This is a genomic window from Yersinia sp. 2542 StPb PI, from assembly GCF_048593855.1.
Classification (GTDB): Bacteria; Pseudomonadota; Gammaproteobacteria; order Enterobacterales; family Enterobacteriaceae; genus Yersinia; species Yersinia enterocolitica_E.
This window is the reverse complement of sequence record NZ_JAZGQA010000038.1, coordinates 1-17,333: the sequence shown is the minus strand read 5'-3', so window position 1 is coordinate 17,333 and position 17,333 is coordinate 1. Positions and strand designations below refer to the sequence as shown.

Sequence of the window (17,333 nt, the reverse complement as noted above, 5' to 3'; positions counted from 1 at the left end):
GTGAATTTTTTAGCTAATCCAGAGTCTTAATTTACAACGGGCCTGTAACAGCCATTCATCCTATTCATTCACCGTTAGGTATTGAGAGAGTTTAAATCAATGAAGAAAAAGTCATTATTTCTTAGTGCGCTGGCAATGAGTGTCGCCCTGGGTCTCGCGTCTGTTCCAATGGTGAACGCAGCAGCACTGCCGGCAGCCGTGGCCGGGCAGGCAGTTCCTAGTCTGGCACCGATGTTGGAAAAAGTTTTGCCCGCGGTAGTCAGTGTTCATGTGTCAGGAACACAGGCACAACAGCAACGTTTGCCGGAAGAATTCAAATTCTTCTTTGGCCCGAATGCACCCGCCGGTAAAGAAAGCAGCCGTCCATTCGAGGGGTTAGGGTCGGGTGTTATCATTAATGCCGAAAAAGGCTATGTGCTGACAAACAACCACGTTATCAATAATGCGGATAAAATTCGCGTTCAGCTCAATGATGGTCGTGAATATGATGCGAAGCTGCTAGGACGTGATGAACAAACCGATATCGCGTTATTGCAGTTAACCGATGCCAAAAATCTGACCGCGATTAAAATGGCCGATTCCGATAACCTGCGAGTGGGTGATTTTGCCGTTGCTGTCGGTAATCCATTTGGTCTGGGGCAAACAGCAACATCGGGGATTATTTCCGCCTTGGGTCGTAGTGGCTTGAATTTGGAAGGGTTGGAAAACTTTATCCAGACCGACGCCTCCATCAACCGTGGTAACTCTGGCGGCGCGCTAGTTAACCTCAATGGTGAATTGATTGGGATTAACACCGCAATTCTGGCCCCAGGTGGCGGCAACATCGGTATCGGCTTTGCTATTCCAAGTAACATGGCGCAAAACCTCAGCCAACAATTGATTGAGTTTGGCGAAGTGAAGCGCGGGTTGTTGGGCATTCGTGGCAGCGAAATGACCGCTGACATGGCCAAAGCCTTTAATATTGATGCTCAGCGTGGCGCTTTTGTCAGTGAAGTGCTACCAAAATCAGCCGCATCTAAAGCAGGCATCAAAGCCGGTGATGTGTTGGTTTCTGTTGATGGGAAACCCATCAGTAGCTTTGCTGAGTTGCGGGCCAAAGTGGGCACCACCGGGCCAGGTAAAGCCATTAAAGTTGGCATGCTGCGCGATGGGAAACCGCTTGAAGTCACCGTAACCCTGGAAAACAGCAGCCCAACGTCAACTAGCGCAGAAACCTTATCGCCATCATTGCAGGGTGCATCCCTGAGCAATGGGGAAATAAAAGGGGGCAGTAAGGGCATCAAAGTTGAGAGCGTGACCAAAGGCTCACCTGCAGCGCAATCTGGTTTGCAGAAAGATGATGTGATTATTGCTGTAAACCGTGTCCGGGTTCAGGATATTACTCAGTTGCGCAAAGCCCTTGATGCGAAACCGGCGGTAATTGCACTGAATATTGTGCGCGGTGAAGAGAATATTTACCTGTTAATACGCTAATTTGCAGAAAAATCGGACACAGCACAATGCTGTGTCCGCCAAACTCATGCTATCCTCCTGTCATCCATCCATTTACGCCTTAAACCTCATGTTTCTTAAGCTATTGCGTTCTATTATTTTGGGGCTAATTATTGCCGGTGTCTTGCTGGTCGCAATACCTATGCTCCGTAGTCCGGGCCATATCTTTTCCGGCAAGAGCAATAGCATAGATGAAGAGGTTCCAGCCAGTTATAACCAGGCGGTACGCAGAGCTGCCCCTGCGGTGGTTAATGTCTATAACCGTAGCCTAAGCTCGACACAAGATGGACTGGCTATTCGTACATTGGGTTCTGGCGTAATCATGAGTGATAAGGGATATATCCTTACCAACAAGCACGTTATCAATAATGCTGAACAGATAATTGTGGCACTACAAAATGGCCGAGTATCCGAGGCATTACTTGTGGGTTCCGATGGCTTAACTGATTTAGCGGTACTAAAAATTGATGCGGTGAACCTACCAGTAATTCCAATCAATATTAATCGTGCCCCCCATATCGGTGATGTCGTGCTGGCAATTGGCAACCCTTATAACCTTGGCCAAACCGTCACCCAAGGGATTATCAGCGCCACTGGACGTATTGGTTTAAGTGATTCCGGGCGACAAAACTTCCTTCAGACCGATGCTTCAATCAATCAGGGGAATTCTGGCGGGGCGCTGGTGAATACCTTGGGCGAACTGATGGGAATTAACACTCTGTCCTTTGATAAGAGCAGTAACGGCGAAACACCGGAAGGGATTGGTTTTGCGATTCCAACAGCACTTGCGACCAAAGTGATGGAGAAGCTTATCCGTGACGGTCGAGTGATACGTGGCTATATCGGAGTTACCGGCGAGGAATATCCGCCCTTCAATGCCAGCGGCAATAGTACGGATCGGGTGCATGGGATTAAGGTCAATGACATATCAGCTCATGGCCCCGCAGTAGATGCAGGTCTGCAAATTGGCGATATCATCCTTAGTGTTAATAATAAACCTGCGACATCCGTTATCGAAACGATGGATCAGGTAGCAGAAATCCGCCCCGGTACCACCATCCCTATCTTATTGTTACGTAACGGCCAACAGATGACGGCACAAATCACTATCAGCGAGTTAGATCAAAATGCCGTGCTAGGTCATCAGACAACACCACAACCGTAATAGTCATCTTGAAATTCGGGTAAAAAAGCGGCCAACTGCACTTATATCGTGATGGACGAAGAGTTTAGCCATAAAAAATGCCAGCGCGATATCATCGGCTGGCATCTGTTTTTCTTGCGTTTTAGCGGGTTTATTCGCCTTTTATACGCTCAATCTTGGCACCCAAGGCACGCAATTTATCTTCGATACGCTCGTAGCCACGGTCGATATGATAAATACGATCAACGATAGTTACCCCGTCAGCAATACAGCCCGCTAATACCAAACTGGCTGAAGCACGCAAATCAGTGGCCATCACCTGGGCACCTGATAGTTGCTCAACACCATAACAAATCACGGTATTGCTCTCGATTTCTGCATGTGCGCCCATCCGAATAAGCTCAGGCACATGCATGAAGCGGTTCTCAAAAATGGTCTCAGTGATAACACCGGTTCCTTCCGCCACCAAATTCAATAAGCTGAATTGAGCTTGCATATCAGTTGGGAAACCAGGGTGCGGCGCAGTGCGTAGCGTAACCGCTTTCGGACGCTGCCCATGCATATCAAGGCTTATCCAGTCGTCGCCAATCTCAATATCAGCACCCGCTTCACGCAGTTTAGCCAATACCGCATCCAGCGTATCAGGCCGAGTTTGACGGCACACAACCTTACCACCAGAGATGGCCGCTGCAACCAGGAAAGTACCGGTTTCAATGCGATCAGGCAGCACACGATAAACACCACCCCCCAAGCGAGCAACGCCCTCGATGGTAATTCTGTCAGTACCTGCACCACTGATTTTCGCACCCAGCGTATTGAGGAAATTAGCCGTATCGACAATTTCCGGCTCACGGGCCGCATTCTCAATCACAGTGGTGCCTTCAGCTAATGTGGCAGCACTCATAATGGTAACAGTCGCGCCAACGCTGACTTTATCCATGACGATATGCGCGCCTTTCAGGCGGCCATCGACGGATGCTTTAACATAGCCCTCTTCCAGCTTGATTTCAGCACCCAGTTGTTCCAAACCGGAAATATGCAAATCAACCGGACGCGCACCGATAGCGCAGCCGCCGGGTAAAGAGACCTGGCCTTTGCCAAAACGGGCAACCAGTGGCCCCAATGCCCAAATAGAGGCACGCATGGTTTTGACTAAATCATAAGGAGCGCAAAACTCATCCACGCCGCTGGCATCAACAAAAACTGAACCAGAGTCATTACGCTCAATTTTTGTGCCTAATTGGCTGAGCAGCTTAATGGTGGTATCAATGTCTTTTAGCTTTGGGACATTTTGCAACTCTACTGGTTCTTCAGCCAGCAACGCAGCAAACATTATTGGCAATGCGGCGTTTTTCGCTCCTGAAATAGTGACTTCACCGCTTAGGCGAGTCCGCCCCTGCACACGAAATTTATCCATTGTGACCACTCTCTGTTGTCAATTCGAATTTACTGCCCGCCTTAGAACTGTCGACGCTTCGTTAAACAGCTCTCGGGCCAACAGCATTAAAAGCCGTTTAGTTTGCGATCCCGTTGCCACTCTTGCGGCGTATAGGCCTTAATTGATAAGGCATGAATACGGTTATCAGCGATATATTCCATCAAAGGCGCATACACAGCCTGCTGTTTTTTCACCCGGCTCATATCGGCAAATAACTCACCGACAGCAATCACCTGAAAGTGGCTGCCATCACCGGTAACATGCGCTTCTTGTAATGCTAATGCTTGCATCAGCACGTCTTTAATTTCGTTAGTATCCATAAGATTCATTCTATTTTAAGAGGATCGTTATTTTTAAGTGAAGCATAGCCAGCCAAACATATTAGTGGAATACGGCGAGCTCCGAAACTAAAGAAAAGCCCCTGTTTCGTTGTTACGCACAGGGGCCTTTGAATATCTTTGGCTTTTATACCCTTCTTACCTGGGTATAGCTTTTGGTATAGACGACACAGAAAGCCGCGAACTTAACTAACGAGCCATTTCTACCGGAATGATGTGCTGGAGGTTGTACAGCTCAATCAGAGTAGACAACCGATCACTGACACCAGTAATCGTTAATGAGACACTTTGTTTGCCTGCCGGTTCATGAAGAGAATGCAGTTCGCGAAAGTGCACCAGCAATGCCAGACCGGATGAGTCGACACGCTGTAATTGGCTGACATCAATATGAGTCTTACCCGCCAATAACGCCTCACGCTGCTGCCAAAGTGGTAGCAGTGTTTCACGATCTAATTCACCTCGCAGCACCAGCGTTTCTTGCTGTGACTGCCAGCTCAATTTATCTACCATAATTATTGCTTATCTAACGTAATTGGCTGTTTCGCGGCGATCAACAACTGCTTAGTCAGGCCATCAACCCCTTGCTGACGCAGGATAGAAGCCCACTCATTTTGCTTAGTGCTAATCATGCTAACCCCTTCGGCTATCATGTCATACGCCTGCCAGTTACCGGTTTGGCTATTTTTACGCCATTGAAAATCTAAACGCACAGGTGGTCGGCCATTTGGATCAAGAATAGTCACGCGAATAGCAACAATATTGGCATCACCCAGTGGTTGGTCTGGTGCAACATCGTAAGTTTGGCCGTGGTACAGCGCCAATGCCTGACCGTAAGCCTGTTCCAGATATTGACTGAACGCATTGAAGTACGCTTCGCGCTGCGCAGGGGTCGCCGCTTTATAATAGCTACCCAAGACTAACGCACCGGCGTATTTGATCTGGACAAATGGCAACAGTTCTTCACGTACGATAGTGCGCAAATAGTCTGGGTTCTGTTTGATCTTAGGTTGTTCGGTTTTTAAGCGCGTGAATGTTCTTTGCGCGGCTTCATCCATCATTCGGTATGGATTAGTTTGATCGACAGCATTCGCCAGTGGTGCTACCACCAGCAACGCAACCATAAGTAAACGTTTAAACATTCAGAGACCCTCTTAAGGATGTTGAGTTGCAGGTAAGCTGCCGTTATCTGTCGGTGTGGGCGCCGCTGCCGTTGGGGCTGCTGGCTCACTTGCTGGCGCATCAGAATTACCATCCCCGCCACTCTTGTACAAGAACTGGCCGATAAGATCTTCCAACACCAGTGCAGATTTGGTGTCTTGAATTATACCGCCATCTTTCAAAATAGTGGTGCCCATATCCGGGTCTTCAAAACCGACATTTAGTGCCAGGAACTGTTCACCCAATAAGCCAGAAGTGCGTACCGCCAAAGAGCTGGTATCCGGGATATGGTTATAACGTTGCTGAATATCTATCGCCACACGTGGGCTGTAGTTTTTGGTATCCAGCGTGATGTCAGCCACCCGCCCCACCACAACACCGCCAATTTTGACCGGCGAATTGGTTTTCAGGCCACCCACATTGTCAAACGTTGCATAAATTCGATAAGTCGGCTGGTTGCCTACTGATTTGATATCCGCAACCTTCAGGCAGAGAAATACGACCGCCAGAATAGCAATCAGTATAAACAAACCTACCCAGACTTCACTTTTCTTCGTTTGCATCGACTCAATTCCCAAACATCAGTGCTGTCAGCACAAAATCCAATCCCAATACCGCCAGCGATGAATGCACTACGGTACGGGTCGTTGCCCGGCTAATCCCTTCAGATGTTGGGATCGCATCATAACCATTGAACAGCGCAATCCAGGTCACAGTAATAGCAAATACCAGACTCTTAATTAGGCAATTCAGTAAATCGGTACGCCACTCCACAGCATTTTGCATCGCCGACCAGAAGAAACCGCCATCGATCCCTTTCCAGTCAACCCCCACCACAGAGCCACCCCAGATACCGACGGCAACAAAAATAGCGGTTAATAATGGCATACTGATAAGACCTGCCCAGAACCGGGGAGCCACCACTCGGCGCAGCGGGTCGATTGCCATCATTTCTAAACTGGAAATCTGTTCAGTGGCTTTCATCAAGCCAATCTCCGCGGTTAGAGCAGAACCAGCGCGACCGGCGAACAACAGTGCGGTTACCACCGGCCCCAACTCACGTAGCAGTGATAAAGACACCATCATCCCAAGACTGGCTTCAGCACTGTATGTGGTGAGGATCAAAAAGCCCTGTAACCCCAGAACCATACCGATAAACAGACCGGAAACCACGATAATCAGTAGCGATTGCACACCGACGCTATAGAGCTGTTTAACCAATAATGGCCATTGTTTTCGCGGTTCAGGCCGCCCGACAAGGGCATTGAATAACATTAAACCCGCGCGACCAAAGGATGCGCTGACATTAATGCCCCGGCGCCCTAAAGACGCTAACGCCTGTACTAACATGAATACTCCATCAGCCTATCTCCTTCGTATTTGAAGCTACAGGGGGTTAGCTACGATAACTCCCGAACCACTTAACCGAGTAAGTTCATCGGGCTTCGCTCGCTTACTGCCTACCTGCAAATCCAATTACTTTGGGTATAACAGCTCAGTTTTATAATCACCGGCTGGGAAACGGAAAGGCACCGGCCCGTCGGCAATACCATCAAGGAACTGGCGCACCTGCATATCGCTATTGGCTTGCAACTGTTCCGGTGTTCCTTCGGCAATAACATGCCTTCCGGCAACAATATAGGCATAATCAGCAATACTAAGGACTTCAGGCACATCGTGGGAGACCACCACGCAAGTCACGCCTAATGCATGATTCAGCTCATCAATCAGTTTTACCAGCACCCCCATAGTTATAGGGTCCTGACCCACAAATGGCTCATCAAACATAATTAATTCAGGATCAAGGGCAATGGCCCTTGCCAGTGCAGCACGCCGCGCCATACCGCCGGATAGTTCGGCAGGCATCAGATTAGCCGCCCCACGCAGCCCCACGGCTTCCAACTTCATCATCACCGTACTGTGCAGCAATTCCTCCGGCAAACGGCTATGTTCGCGTAATGGGAAAGCCACATTCTCAAACACGGTCAAATCAGTGAATAACGCACCAGATTGAAACAGCATGCTCATTTTCTTACGCACATCATACAAACGCTGACGTGAAAGCGCCGGAATATTATCACCATCAAACCAGATTTCACCTGCATCCGGTACAAGTTGCCCACCGATCAGGCGCAACAATGTGGTTTTACCAATTCCTGATGGCCCCATAATCGCAGTCACTTTGCCGCGGGGGACCGTCATGTTGATATCGGCGAATATCGGACGCTCACCACGGGTAAAACTCATCCCGCGGATCTCTATCAAATTCGACGACAATTGCTTCATTATCATTCGTCCCTTTAGGCCTTTAATTACTCATCCGAGCGCCAATGCTACATCAAATGGCGGCAACGAGCACAATGGGAAGTATTTTGGCAACTTATTGTCACTTTTTCGTAGCCAAAGTTGCCATAAGTTTTACTTTTCTGGCACTCACAGTCAAAATTAGGGTTAACTCAAAAAAGAGCGTAAAACGCTGTTAGTGGTTTTTACCCATGGGCTAGCTGTTTTCAACCGAAAATGGGTTACCAACAGTCAGCTTCTACCAACGGATCGGGATTATATACCCAAAGTAATTGGAGTTGCAGGTAGGCAGCAAGCGAGCGAAGCCCGATGAGCTTACATTAAGTAAGTAATTCGGGTGACAAATCTGCCGGGAGCTGATTTGAACGCTGCTTGCAGCGGCCTCAACGAGGTGAGGCCCATGGATGGGCCGAGTAAAGAACGTAGCTAACACTCCTGTAACTTCAAGGACGCCGGGTATACCTAATAAAGGACTTTGCATGTTTCTTGCGATAACACTATTAATCATCGGCTTGGTCTTATTAGTGTATGGCGCTGATCGATTAGTTTATGGCGCCGCTGTGTTATCCCGTTCTTTCGGCATCCCCCCCCTTATTATTGGGATGACCATCGTCGGTATCGGCACATCGCTACCTGAGTTGATGGTTTCGGTGACTGCAGCACTGAATAATCAGACCGATATGGCGGTTGGGAATGTGCTTGGCTCTAATATTACCAATTTACTGCTGATTGTCGGTGGTGCCGCCCTTATACGCCCATTAACAGTACGATCAGAGATTTTACGCCGTGAATTACCGTTGATGCTGGTAGTGACGGTGCTATGTGGCTTCCTGCTGGCTGATAACCATCTCAGCCGTGGAGATGGTATTATTTTGCTGGTAGCAGCGGCGGCGTTTATTATTCTGATGCTGAAAATTGCCCGTCTGGCCCATGCGGAAGGCAATGACATCCTGACTCGCGAACAGTTGGCTGAATTGCCTCAAGACAGTAGCAATACCGTCGCTCTTTTGTGGTTAGTGTTAGCTTTCATTATCTTGCCGCTCTCGGCCAAAATGATTATCGATAATGCCACGGTCATTGCCCGGGTCGCAGGTGTCAGTGAACTGGTTATAGGGCTGACTGTTATTGCCATCGGCACCAGTTTACCTGAACTGGCTACTTTTATCGCTGGCGCGTTGAAAGGGGAAGATGATATGGCGGTCGGCAATATCATTGGTTCGAACATTTTTAATATTGTGATTGTGTTAGGTGTACCTGCTCTGCTCTCCCCTGGCGACATTAATCCAGAAGCTTTCCAGCGCGACTATTGGGTGATGCTCGGTGTCAGTGTGATATTTACCCTTCTTTGCTTGGGGCGTAAACATCGCATCAGTCATATGGCAGGTGCTCTGTTATTATGTGGGTTTATCGCTTATCTAGCGGTGCTGTTTTTTGCACCCTTTAATGTGGCATAACCATGTTCATTCAATGGGAACCAAGTATGTCTTCTTATGATTTACAGCCAGCAACTGATTCACCGTCGGGTATTAACTCATTGCCTAGAGTGGATTTTCAACAGGCGGGTAAACAGGTGCTACAGATTGAGCGCGAAGGACTGGCACAACTCGATCAATATATTAATGACGATTTTGCCAAAGCCTGCGATGCAATATTTAACTGTCATGGCAAAGTTGTGGTTATGGGGATGGGCAAATCTGGCCATATTGGTTGCAAAATTGCCGCCACCTTCGCCAGCACGGGAACACCTGCCTTTTTCGTCCACCCCGGTGAAGCCAGTCATGGCGATCTCGGCATGGTCACGCCACAAGATATTGTGCTCGCCATCTCTAATTCAGGGGAATCCAACGAGATCCTCGCTCTCATCCCGGTTCTAAAGCGCCAAAAAATTCCGCTAATCTGCATGAGCAATAATCCTGAAAGTAGCATGGGTAAAGCGGCCGATATTCATTTGTGCATCAAGGTCCCACAAGAGGCCTGCCCATTAGGGTTGGCGCCGACCACCAGTACCACGGCCACCTTGGTGATGGGGGACGCGCTTGCAGTTGCATTGTTACAGGCTCGAGGCTTCACGCAAGAAGATTTTGCTCTCTCCCATCCAGGCGGAGCACTGGGGCGCAAGTTACTGTTGCGAATCAGCGATATCATGCACACTGGTGCAGAGCTCCCGCACATCAGTCCCGATGCGTCATTACGCGATGCGTTACTGGAGATTACTCGGAAGAATCTGGGTTTAACTGTCATCTGTGACGATTTGATGATGATTAAAGGTATCTTTACCGACGGTGACTTGCGCCGGATATTTGATTTGGGTGTCGATCTGAATAACGCGAAAATTGCGGATGTGATGACCAGTGGCGGTATTCGAGTCCCTCCAACCATGTTGGCTGTGGATGCACTCAACCTGATGGAGTTGCGCCATATTACCGCCGTACTGGTCGCAGATGGCGATCAGTTGCTGGGTGTGGTGCATATGCATGACATGCTGAGAGCCGGCGTGGTCTAACCGTGGACTGTCTGGTGAATAAAACAGCTAACAACGCTGCAACGTCAAGTAAGAAGGGTAAAATGAGCGACACCGTATATCAGGACACATGCTATGGACCAGTAGCCGACACTGTGATGTCACGTGCGGCGAAAATTCGCCTACTGATTTGTGATGTCGATGGTGTGATGTCCGACGGCCTGATTTATATGGGTAATCAGGGCGAAGAGCTGAAAGCTTTCAACGTGCGTGATGGCTATGGTATCCGCTGCCTGATAACCTCAGGTATTGAAGTAGCCATTATTACTGGCCGTCGCGCAAAATTACTGGAAGACCGCGCCAACACCTTAGGCATTACCCACCTTTATCAAGGGCAATCTGATAAGCTGGTGGCCTATAACGAATTGTTGGTAGCATTAGCATGCCAGCCTGAGCAGGTTGCTTATATTGGGGATGACCTGATTGATTGGCCGGTCATGGCACAAGTTGGGTTATCTGTTGCAGTCGCGGATGCCCATCCGTTACTTCTTCCCAAGGCACATTATGTGACGCGAATCCATGGCGGGCGCGGTGCAGTACGCGAGATATGTGATTTGATATTATTAGCTCAAGATAAACTTGAAGGTGCCAAAGGATTGTCGATATGAGTAAAACAAGACTATGGATAACATTATCCTTGGCACTGATTGCTTTGGCATTGATTGGCTGGAATATATCCGGCTTTAATCAGCAGGACACGCAAACCGTGGCCACTGATAATGAGCCCTCTTCGCAGAGCCAGCATACTGTGACCGTGGTATTCAATCCGGTCGGGCAATTGAATTATAAATTGGTGGCGGAAGACGTACAAAACTTCAGCACTCAAGAGTTAACCTGGTTTACCAAGCCGGTCATGACTCTGTTTGCGGAGAATGCAGTCGCCACTTGGACAGTGCGCGCCGACCGCGCCAAACTGACCAATGATAAAATGCTGTATTTGTATGGTCATGTTGAAGTTGATAGCCTGACACCAGACGCACAGTTACAAAAAATTAAAACCGATAACGCCCAGGTTAATTTGATCACTCAGGATGTATCCTCAGACGATGAAGTTACCCTCTTTGGTGTTGGATTCACATCTAACGGCATGAAAATGCGTGGGAACTTGCGGGACAAAACCGCTGAGCTGATTGAAAAGGTTAAAACCTCTTATGAAATCCAAAAATAAACTTCGTCATTTTTTGCTTGCCAGTTCACTTTTGGCCGCAAGCCTGCCCGCTCTGGCGTTAACGGGTGATACTGATCAGCCCGTCACGGTTGACTCCGTTAAACAAGCGTTAGATATGGAGGCCAATACTGTCACATTTACCGACAATGTGGTTATCAAGCAAGGTACCATTGAGATTAAAGCTGATAAAGTCGTGGTTACGCGCCCAGGCGGAGATCAAAGCAAAATGGTCATTGAAGGTTATGGTAATCCAGTAACTTTCTACCAGATGCAAGACAGTGGCAAACCCGTAAAAGGCCATGGGCAGAAACTGCGTTATGAAGTCGCAAATGATTTTGTGGTGTTGACTGGCAATGCTTATCTGGAGCAACTTGATAGTAATATCAAAGGTGATCGCATCACTTATCTGGTGAAAAAACAGCAGATGGAAGCCTTCAGTGATAAAGGCAACCGCGTCACCACCGTGTTATTACCGTCCCAATTACAAGACAAAGGGCCAGCAGCTTCAGGCCAAAAGAAGAGTAAGTAATCATTTATGGCAACATTAATCGCAGAAAAGCTGGCTAAGGCGTACAAAGGCCGTAAAGTGGTCGAAGACGTAAGCCTCAATGTGAAATCCGGTGAGATAGTGGGCCTGCTTGGGCCGAACGGCGCAGGGAAAACCACCACTTTTTATATGGTCGTCGGCATTGTCCAGCGTGACGCCGGGCGTATTGTGATTGATGATGAAGATATCAGCCTCTTGCCTCTCCATGAACGCGCCCGTCGCGGTATTGGTTATTTACCGCAAGAAGCCTCTATTTTCCGCCGCCTGAGTGTATTTAACAACTTAATGGCGGTGCTGGAGATCCGTAAAGACCTCTCGGCTGAGCAGCGTGAGGAACGGGCTGATGAATTAATGGAAGAGTTCCATATCACTCATTTACGTGACAACTTGGGGCAATCGCTTTCCGGTGGTGAACGCCGCCGTGTTGAAATAGCCCGTGCACTGGCGGCAAATCCTAAGTTTATTCTGCTGGATGAGCCTTTTGCCGGGGTTGATCCGATTTCCGTTATCGATATTAAAAAAATTATTGAACATCTACGCGACAGTGGTCTTGGCGTTCTTATTACCGACCATAACGTGCGTGAAACGTTAGACGTCTGTGAGCGGGCTTATATCGTAAGCCAGGGTCATTTAATCGCTCACGGTACGCCACAGGAAATCCTGGCTGACGAACAAGTTAAGCGTGTTTACCTCGGTGAAGAATTCCGTCTCTGACCTTTTTCCCATACCCAATAGATTTCAAGGTGTAGGAAGGCGGCAAACAATAAAATCGGTCATAAATCGATTTAAACAGCATTTATGCTAGCCCGCAGGTGCGGCCAAGTAACCGGCAGCCAATACCCCTGCAATTTGAAAGATGACGGATATTCCGTCATCCATAAAGGAAAATTGATACCGCATTATGAAGCAAGGTTTGCAACTCAAGTTCAGCCAACAACTGGCTATGACTCCGCAGCTTCAACAGGCTATTCGCTTGTTGCAGCTTTCTACACTTGAACTCCAGCAGGAGATTCAGTTAGCGCTGGAGAGTAACCCCCTGCTTGAGCAAACTGATCTTCATGAAGAGATAGATGCAAAAGAGACCGTAGACAGTGAATCGCTTGATACCCGCGAGGCGCTGGAACAAAAAGATATGCCCGAAGAGTTGCCACTTGATGCCACCTGGGATGAGATCTACACCGCAGGCACGCCATCAGGAATGGGCAATGATTATAGCGATGATGAGTTGCCGGTTTATCAAGGGGAAACGACCCAAACGCTGCAAGACTACCTGATGTGGCAAGTGGATTTAACCCCATTCTCTGATACTGATGTTGCCATTGCGACCTCTATCGTGGATGCGGTCGATGAAACCGGTTACCTTACGGTGCCACTGGAAGATATTCTGGAAAGCATGGGGGACGAGAACGTCGCACTGGATGAAGTAGAAGCGGTGCTTAAGCGGATACAACACTTTGATCCTATTGGTGTCGCGGCACGTAACCTGCGTGAATGTCTGTTGGTACAGTTGTCACAATATGACAAAGATACCCCCTATCTTGCCGAAGCACGTCTGGTGGTTAGCGATTATCTGGATTTGCTGGGTAACCATGATTTCCGTACGATGATCCGCTTGAGTCGGCTAAAAGAAGATACACTTAAAGAAGCGATCGGCCTGATTCAGTCTCTGGATCCGCGTCCGGGTCAATCCATCAATACCGGGGAGTCCGAGTACGTCATTCCCGATGTTTTGGTGCGTAAAGACAAAGATCAATGGACGGTCGAGCTGAATGCCGATAGCATTCCACGCCTAAAAATCAACCAGCAGTATGCGGCGATGGGTAGCAGTACCCGCAATGACAGTGACGGGCAGTTTATCCGTAGCAATTTGCAAGAAGCAAAATGGTTGATAAAAAGCCTTGAAAGCCGCAATGAAACACTGCTGAAGGTGGCGCGTTGTATTGTAGAGCAGCAAGTAGCGTTTTTTGAGAATGGGCCTGAATTTATGAAACCCATGGTACTGGCCGATATCGCCCAGGCTGTGGATATGCATGAGTCGACAATCTCTCGCGTGACCACGCAGAAGTTCCTGCACAGTCCACGGGGTATTTTCGAGCTAAAATATTTCTTCTCCAGCCACGTCAATACCGATAGCGGAGGTGAAGCTTCTTCCACTGCAATCCGTGCACTGGTGAAAAAATTGGTTGCCGCAGAAAATCCTGCTAAACCTCTTAGTGACAGTAAGCTGACCACATTATTATGTGAACAAGGCATCATGGTGGCACGGCGTACCGTCGCGAAGTACCGAGAGTCGTTATCCATCCCGCCGTCAAATCAGCGTAAACAGTTGGTTTGACCTGAACTGAGAAGGAAGACACTATGCAGCTCAATATTACCGGACATCATGTCGAAATAACCGAAGCATTACGCGAGTTTGTTACCACTAAATTTGCCAAACTTGAGCAATATTTTGATCGCATTAACCAGGTATATGTGGTTTTAAGTGTTGAGAAAGTAAAACAAATTGCAGAAGCAACGGTACATGTGAATGGAGGCGAGTTGCACGCAAGCTCAGAGCAGGAGGATATGTACGCCGCAATTGATATTTTGGTTGATAAACTGGCCCGCCAGTTGAACAAACATAAAGACAAATTGAAACAACACTAAGAATCCTTGCGACTGTTATACCCAAAGAACATGGCGTTGCAGGTAGGCAGCAAACGAATGACAAATCGGCCAGAAGCCGATTTTAATCGTATTTCTGCAAGCAGGCTTATTGATCTCGATGAGCTGACTAAAGTCAGTGATTCGGGTAAGTCAACGTAGCGAACAACCCTGTAGTTTCAAGTACAAAGGGTATATTCACCCATAAAGGTTCTACACTCGCTACATAACCGTTTCCCGCGTCGGGAGTGAATCCCCGCTGGAAACGGTTTAAAACAGCGCTTAAGTGAAAGATGAGATGATCAACGATCCAGCATTGCAATTAAGCTCGGTATTAAATATCGAGTGCACCAAAAGCTCCGTACATTGCTCAAGTAAAAAACGGGCTTTGGAAATTATCAGCGAGTTGGCTGCCAAGCAACTTAACCTACCTTCACAGGTAGTTTTCGATGCTGTCTTAACCCGCGAACGTATGGGCAGCACCGGTATTGGTAGTGGTATCGCGATACCTCATGGCAAGTTGGAAGAAGACACACTGCGTGCAGTGGGTGTATTTATCCGTCTGGAACAACCTATTGCCTTCGATGCTATTGATAACCAACCGGTTGATCTGTTATTTGCCTTGTTGGTTCCGGCAGATCAATGTAAAACTCACTTACACACTTTGTCTTTAGTGGCCAAGCGATTAGCTGATAAAACAGTGTGTCGGCGTCTGCGTGCAGCACAAAGTGATGATGAGCTTTATCAAATCATTACTGAATTACCACCGGAAACGGCGTAATTGGGAAAGTGGAAACTATTTTATCCGTTATGCCCGGATCTTGTAGCCGGAATATAGGGTTCTAATGTATACCCAATAAATTTCAAAATGTGGGCAAGCACTCAACACGCCTACAACTTGAAAGATAACGGGGATAAATACCAAGGGGAGTTACTCACATGGTGCTGATGATTGTCAGCGGCCGTTCCGGTTCAGGGAAGTCTGTTGCTTTGCGCGCATTGGAAGATATGGGCTTTTATTGTGTCGATAACTTGCCTGTGGTTCTGCTGCCGCAATTGGCGAGTACACTTGCCGATAGGAATATCTCTGCCGCAGTGAGCATAGACGTACGTAATATGCCTGAATCACCTGAGGTATTTGAACATGCCATGACTCAACTGCCGGACAGCTTTTCACCACAGTTGCTGTTTTTGGATGCCGATCGCAATACTTTGATTCGTCGCTATAGCGATACCCGTCGCTTGCATCCGTTATCGACCAAAAACCTGTCATTAGAAAGTGCTATTGATGAAGAAAGTGACCTGTTGGAGCCTCTGCGCTCACGGGCTGATCTGATCATTGATACCTCTGAAATGTCAGTGCATGAATTGGCTGAGATGCTGCGTACCCGCCTGTTGGGTAAACGTGAACGCGAATTGACGATGGTGTTTGAGTCCTTTGGCTTTAAACACGGTATCCCCATCGATGCCGATTATGTTTTCGATGTGCGTTTCTTGCCAAACCCGCACTGGGACCCTAAATTACGCCCAATGACAGGTTTGGATAAGCCAGTAATCTCTTTCCTGGATCGCCATACCGAAGTACATAACTTTGTGTATCAGACCCGCAGCTATCTGGAACAGTGGCTGCCGATGCTGGAAACCAATAACCGCAGTTATTTGACGGTTGCCATTGGTTGTACTGGTGGTAAACACCGCTCGGTTTATGTCGCTGAACAGTTGGCCGATTATTTCCGCGCTCGCGGCAAAAATGTCCAATCACGCCATCGTACTCTGGAAAAGCGTAAATAATGACAATCAAGCAGACCGTTGAGATCAAAAACAAGTTGGGGATGCACGCCAGACCCGCAATGAAATTGTTCGAGCTGGTTCAGAGTTTTGATGCTGAAGTAATGTTACGCAACGACAGCGGTACCGAAGCTGAGGCCAGCAGTGTTATTGCACTGCTGATGCTGGATTCAGCCAAGGGCCGTCAGATTGAGGTTGAAGCGACCGGCCCTGATGAAATTCAGGCGCTGGCGGCAGTGATTGAGTTATTTAATTCCGGCTTTGATGAAGATTGATTTTCACCGCTCAGGTGAGCGGTGCCCAAACAATCACTAATGGGTGAAGCACACCACCTTTGCAATTCAACATTTTCACACCTATCCCCCTTAACCGTCGTCCACGCTGACCGATCCGCGTGATTATCGCCTTTTGGTGCTATCCCGGTCCTTTCAATTAAATACAGCGCCCCCCTTTTCACTGCCAGAATGCTAACTGATGGTCACCACCAACAGCATGACTCCCATCCCAGCTCCGATACTCCTCCCTTTCAGCGGCATCGATAAATCGTGATGTTCTTATCTGTTGGCCGATACAACGGAGTTTCCTGTTATATCAGTGCCGGCCACACCTGTTGCCCTCTATTCCCGATTGTTCCTCCATTTATAGCTCGCTATAGCTGGATTGATGTTTATTTTTGTGAAAATTTGAATTTTAAATCCAATTTAAATCAAAGCATTACATTACCTACGTTACCTATTGTTAACAATTGTGAGTTTAATCGCATTTACTTGCTGAAAAAACCCTTATTTTTAAC

Annotated in this window: 20 protein-coding genes; 13 read left to right on the top strand and 7 right to left on the bottom strand. The window is 47.9% G+C overall.

Annotation, left to right across the window (positions count from 1 at the left end):
• Nucleotides 1–99 precede the first annotated feature (99 nt).
• Together degQ and degS are read left to right on the top strand one after the other, a co-directional pair.
• Complete coding sequence (gene degQ / locus V1952_RS07215) at nt 100–1,473, top strand: serine endoprotease DegQ (protein WP_372560440.1); 1,374 nt, start codon at nt 100–102, stop codon at nt 1,471–1,473.
• Between the two features lie 88 nt (nt 1,474–1,561).
• Entirely contained in the window at nt 1,562–2,656 is a 1,095-nt protein-coding gene (gene degS / locus V1952_RS07210) for an outer membrane-stress sensor serine endopeptidase DegS (RefSeq protein ID WP_372560439.1), read from the top strand.
• A gap of 130 nt (nt 2,657–2,786) precedes the next feature.
• On the opposite strand, the gene murA is transcribed toward degS, so the two are convergent.
• The 7 genes from murA to mlaF form a co-directional block, all read right to left on the bottom strand.
• On the bottom strand, nt 2,787–4,052 hold the full coding sequence (murA, locus tag V1952_RS07205; RefSeq protein ID WP_372560438.1) for a UDP-N-acetylglucosamine 1-carboxyvinyltransferase: 1,266 nt from the start codon (nt 4,050–4,052) through the stop codon (nt 2,787–2,789).
• A gap of 86 nt (nt 4,053–4,138) precedes the next feature.
• Nucleotides 4,139–4,393: a BolA family iron metabolism protein IbaG gene (ibaG, locus tag V1952_RS07200; RefSeq protein ID WP_004710915.1), complete on the bottom strand. Its 255-nt coding sequence runs from the start codon at nt 4,391–4,393 to the stop codon at nt 4,139–4,141.
• 207 nt (nt 4,394–4,600) lie between these two features.
• Nucleotides 4,601–4,921 (bottom strand): lipid asymmetry maintenance protein MlaB, encoded by a 321-nt coding sequence (gene mlaB / locus V1952_RS07195; protein ID WP_083162280.1) that lies wholly within the window; start codon nt 4,919–4,921, stop codon nt 4,601–4,603.
• Between the two features lie 2 nt (nt 4,922–4,923).
• Nucleotides 4,924–5,550 (bottom strand): phospholipid-binding protein MlaC, encoded by a 627-nt coding sequence (gene mlaC, locus V1952_RS07190; protein WP_372560437.1) that lies wholly within the window; start codon nt 5,548–5,550, stop codon nt 4,924–4,926.
• A 12-nt stretch (nt 5,551–5,562) separates the two neighbouring features.
• Nucleotides 5,563–6,132, bottom strand: coding sequence for an outer membrane lipid asymmetry maintenance protein MlaD (mlaD, locus tag V1952_RS07185; protein ID WP_372560436.1), 570 nt, complete (start codon nt 6,130–6,132; stop codon nt 5,563–5,565).
• Nucleotides 6,133–6,136: 4 nt separating this feature from the next.
• Nucleotides 6,137–6,919, bottom strand: a complete 783-nt coding sequence (gene mlaE, locus V1952_RS07180; protein WP_083162274.1) for a lipid asymmetry maintenance ABC transporter permease subunit MlaE — start codon at nt 6,917–6,919, stop codon at nt 6,137–6,139.
• Between the two features lie 126 nt (nt 6,920–7,045).
• Nucleotides 7,046–7,855 (bottom strand): phospholipid ABC transporter ATP-binding protein MlaF, encoded by an 810-nt coding sequence (gene mlaF / locus V1952_RS07175; RefSeq protein ID WP_372560435.1) that lies wholly within the window; start codon nt 7,853–7,855, stop codon nt 7,046–7,048.
• 497 nt (nt 7,856–8,352) lie between these two features.
• On the opposite strand from mlaF, the gene V1952_RS07170 reads away from it, so the two are divergent.
• The 11 genes from V1952_RS07170 (at nt 8,353) to npr (ending at nt 16,815) form a co-directional block, all read left to right on the top strand.
• Entirely contained in the window at nt 8,353–9,327 is a 975-nt protein-coding gene (locus V1952_RS07170) for a calcium/sodium antiporter (RefSeq protein ID WP_372560434.1), read from the top strand.
• Between the two features lie 26 nt (nt 9,328–9,353).
• A complete protein-coding gene (gene kdsD, locus V1952_RS07165) occupies nt 9,354–10,376 on the top strand; it encodes an arabinose-5-phosphate isomerase KdsD (protein WP_227746579.1) in 1,023 nt (340 codons plus the stop codon).
• Between the two features lie 62 nt (nt 10,377–10,438).
• Nucleotides 10,439–11,002: a 3-deoxy-manno-octulosonate-8-phosphatase KdsC gene (gene kdsC, locus V1952_RS07160; RefSeq protein WP_083162270.1), complete on the top strand. Its 564-nt coding sequence runs from the start codon at nt 10,439–10,441 to the stop codon at nt 11,000–11,002.
• Nucleotides 10,999–11,562: an LPS export ABC transporter periplasmic protein LptC gene (lptC, locus tag V1952_RS07155; protein WP_083162268.1), complete on the top strand. Its 564-nt coding sequence runs from the start codon at nt 10,999–11,001 to the stop codon at nt 11,560–11,562. Before kdsC ends, lptC begins: the two co-directional genes overlap by 4 nt.
• Nucleotides 11,546–12,091 carry a lipopolysaccharide ABC transporter substrate-binding protein LptA gene (gene lptA / locus V1952_RS07150; RefSeq protein WP_050087620.1) on the top strand — a complete coding sequence of 182 codons (546 nt, stop codon included), beginning with the start codon at nt 11,546–11,548 and terminating at the stop codon, nt 12,089–12,091. The genes lptC and lptA overlap by 17 nt, the downstream gene beginning before the upstream one ends.
• Nucleotides 12,092–12,097: 6 nt before the next feature.
• On the top strand, nt 12,098–12,823 hold the full coding sequence (lptB, locus tag V1952_RS07145) for an LPS export ABC transporter ATP-binding protein (protein WP_372560432.1): 726 nt from the start codon (nt 12,098–12,100) through the stop codon (nt 12,821–12,823).
• A 187-nt stretch (nt 12,824–13,010) separates the two neighbouring features.
• Complete coding sequence (rpoN, locus tag V1952_RS07140) at nt 13,011–14,444, top strand: RNA polymerase factor sigma-54 (protein WP_083162264.1); 1,434 nt, start codon at nt 13,011–13,013, stop codon at nt 14,442–14,444.
• A gap of 23 nt (nt 14,445–14,467) precedes the next feature.
• Nucleotides 14,468–14,755 (top strand): ribosome hibernation promoting factor, encoded by a 288-nt coding sequence (hpf, locus tag V1952_RS07135; protein WP_004392031.1) that lies wholly within the window; start codon nt 14,468–14,470, stop codon nt 14,753–14,755.
• Nucleotides 14,756–15,050: 295 nt separating this feature from the next.
• Nucleotides 15,051–15,533 (top strand): PTS IIA-like nitrogen regulatory protein PtsN, encoded by a 483-nt coding sequence (gene ptsN, locus V1952_RS07130; RefSeq protein ID WP_032906970.1) that lies wholly within the window; start codon nt 15,051–15,053, stop codon nt 15,531–15,533.
• 158 nt (nt 15,534–15,691) lie between these two features.
• Nucleotides 15,692–16,543 (top strand): RNase adapter RapZ, encoded by an 852-nt coding sequence (gene rapZ / locus V1952_RS07125; RefSeq protein ID WP_019212425.1) that lies wholly within the window; start codon nt 15,692–15,694, stop codon nt 16,541–16,543.
• Complete coding sequence (gene npr / locus V1952_RS07120) at nt 16,543–16,815, top strand: PTS phosphocarrier protein NPr (RefSeq protein WP_019212424.1); 273 nt, start codon at nt 16,543–16,545, stop codon at nt 16,813–16,815. Before rapZ ends, npr begins: the two co-directional genes overlap by 1 nt.
• Nucleotides 16,816–17,333 lie beyond the last annotated feature (518 nt).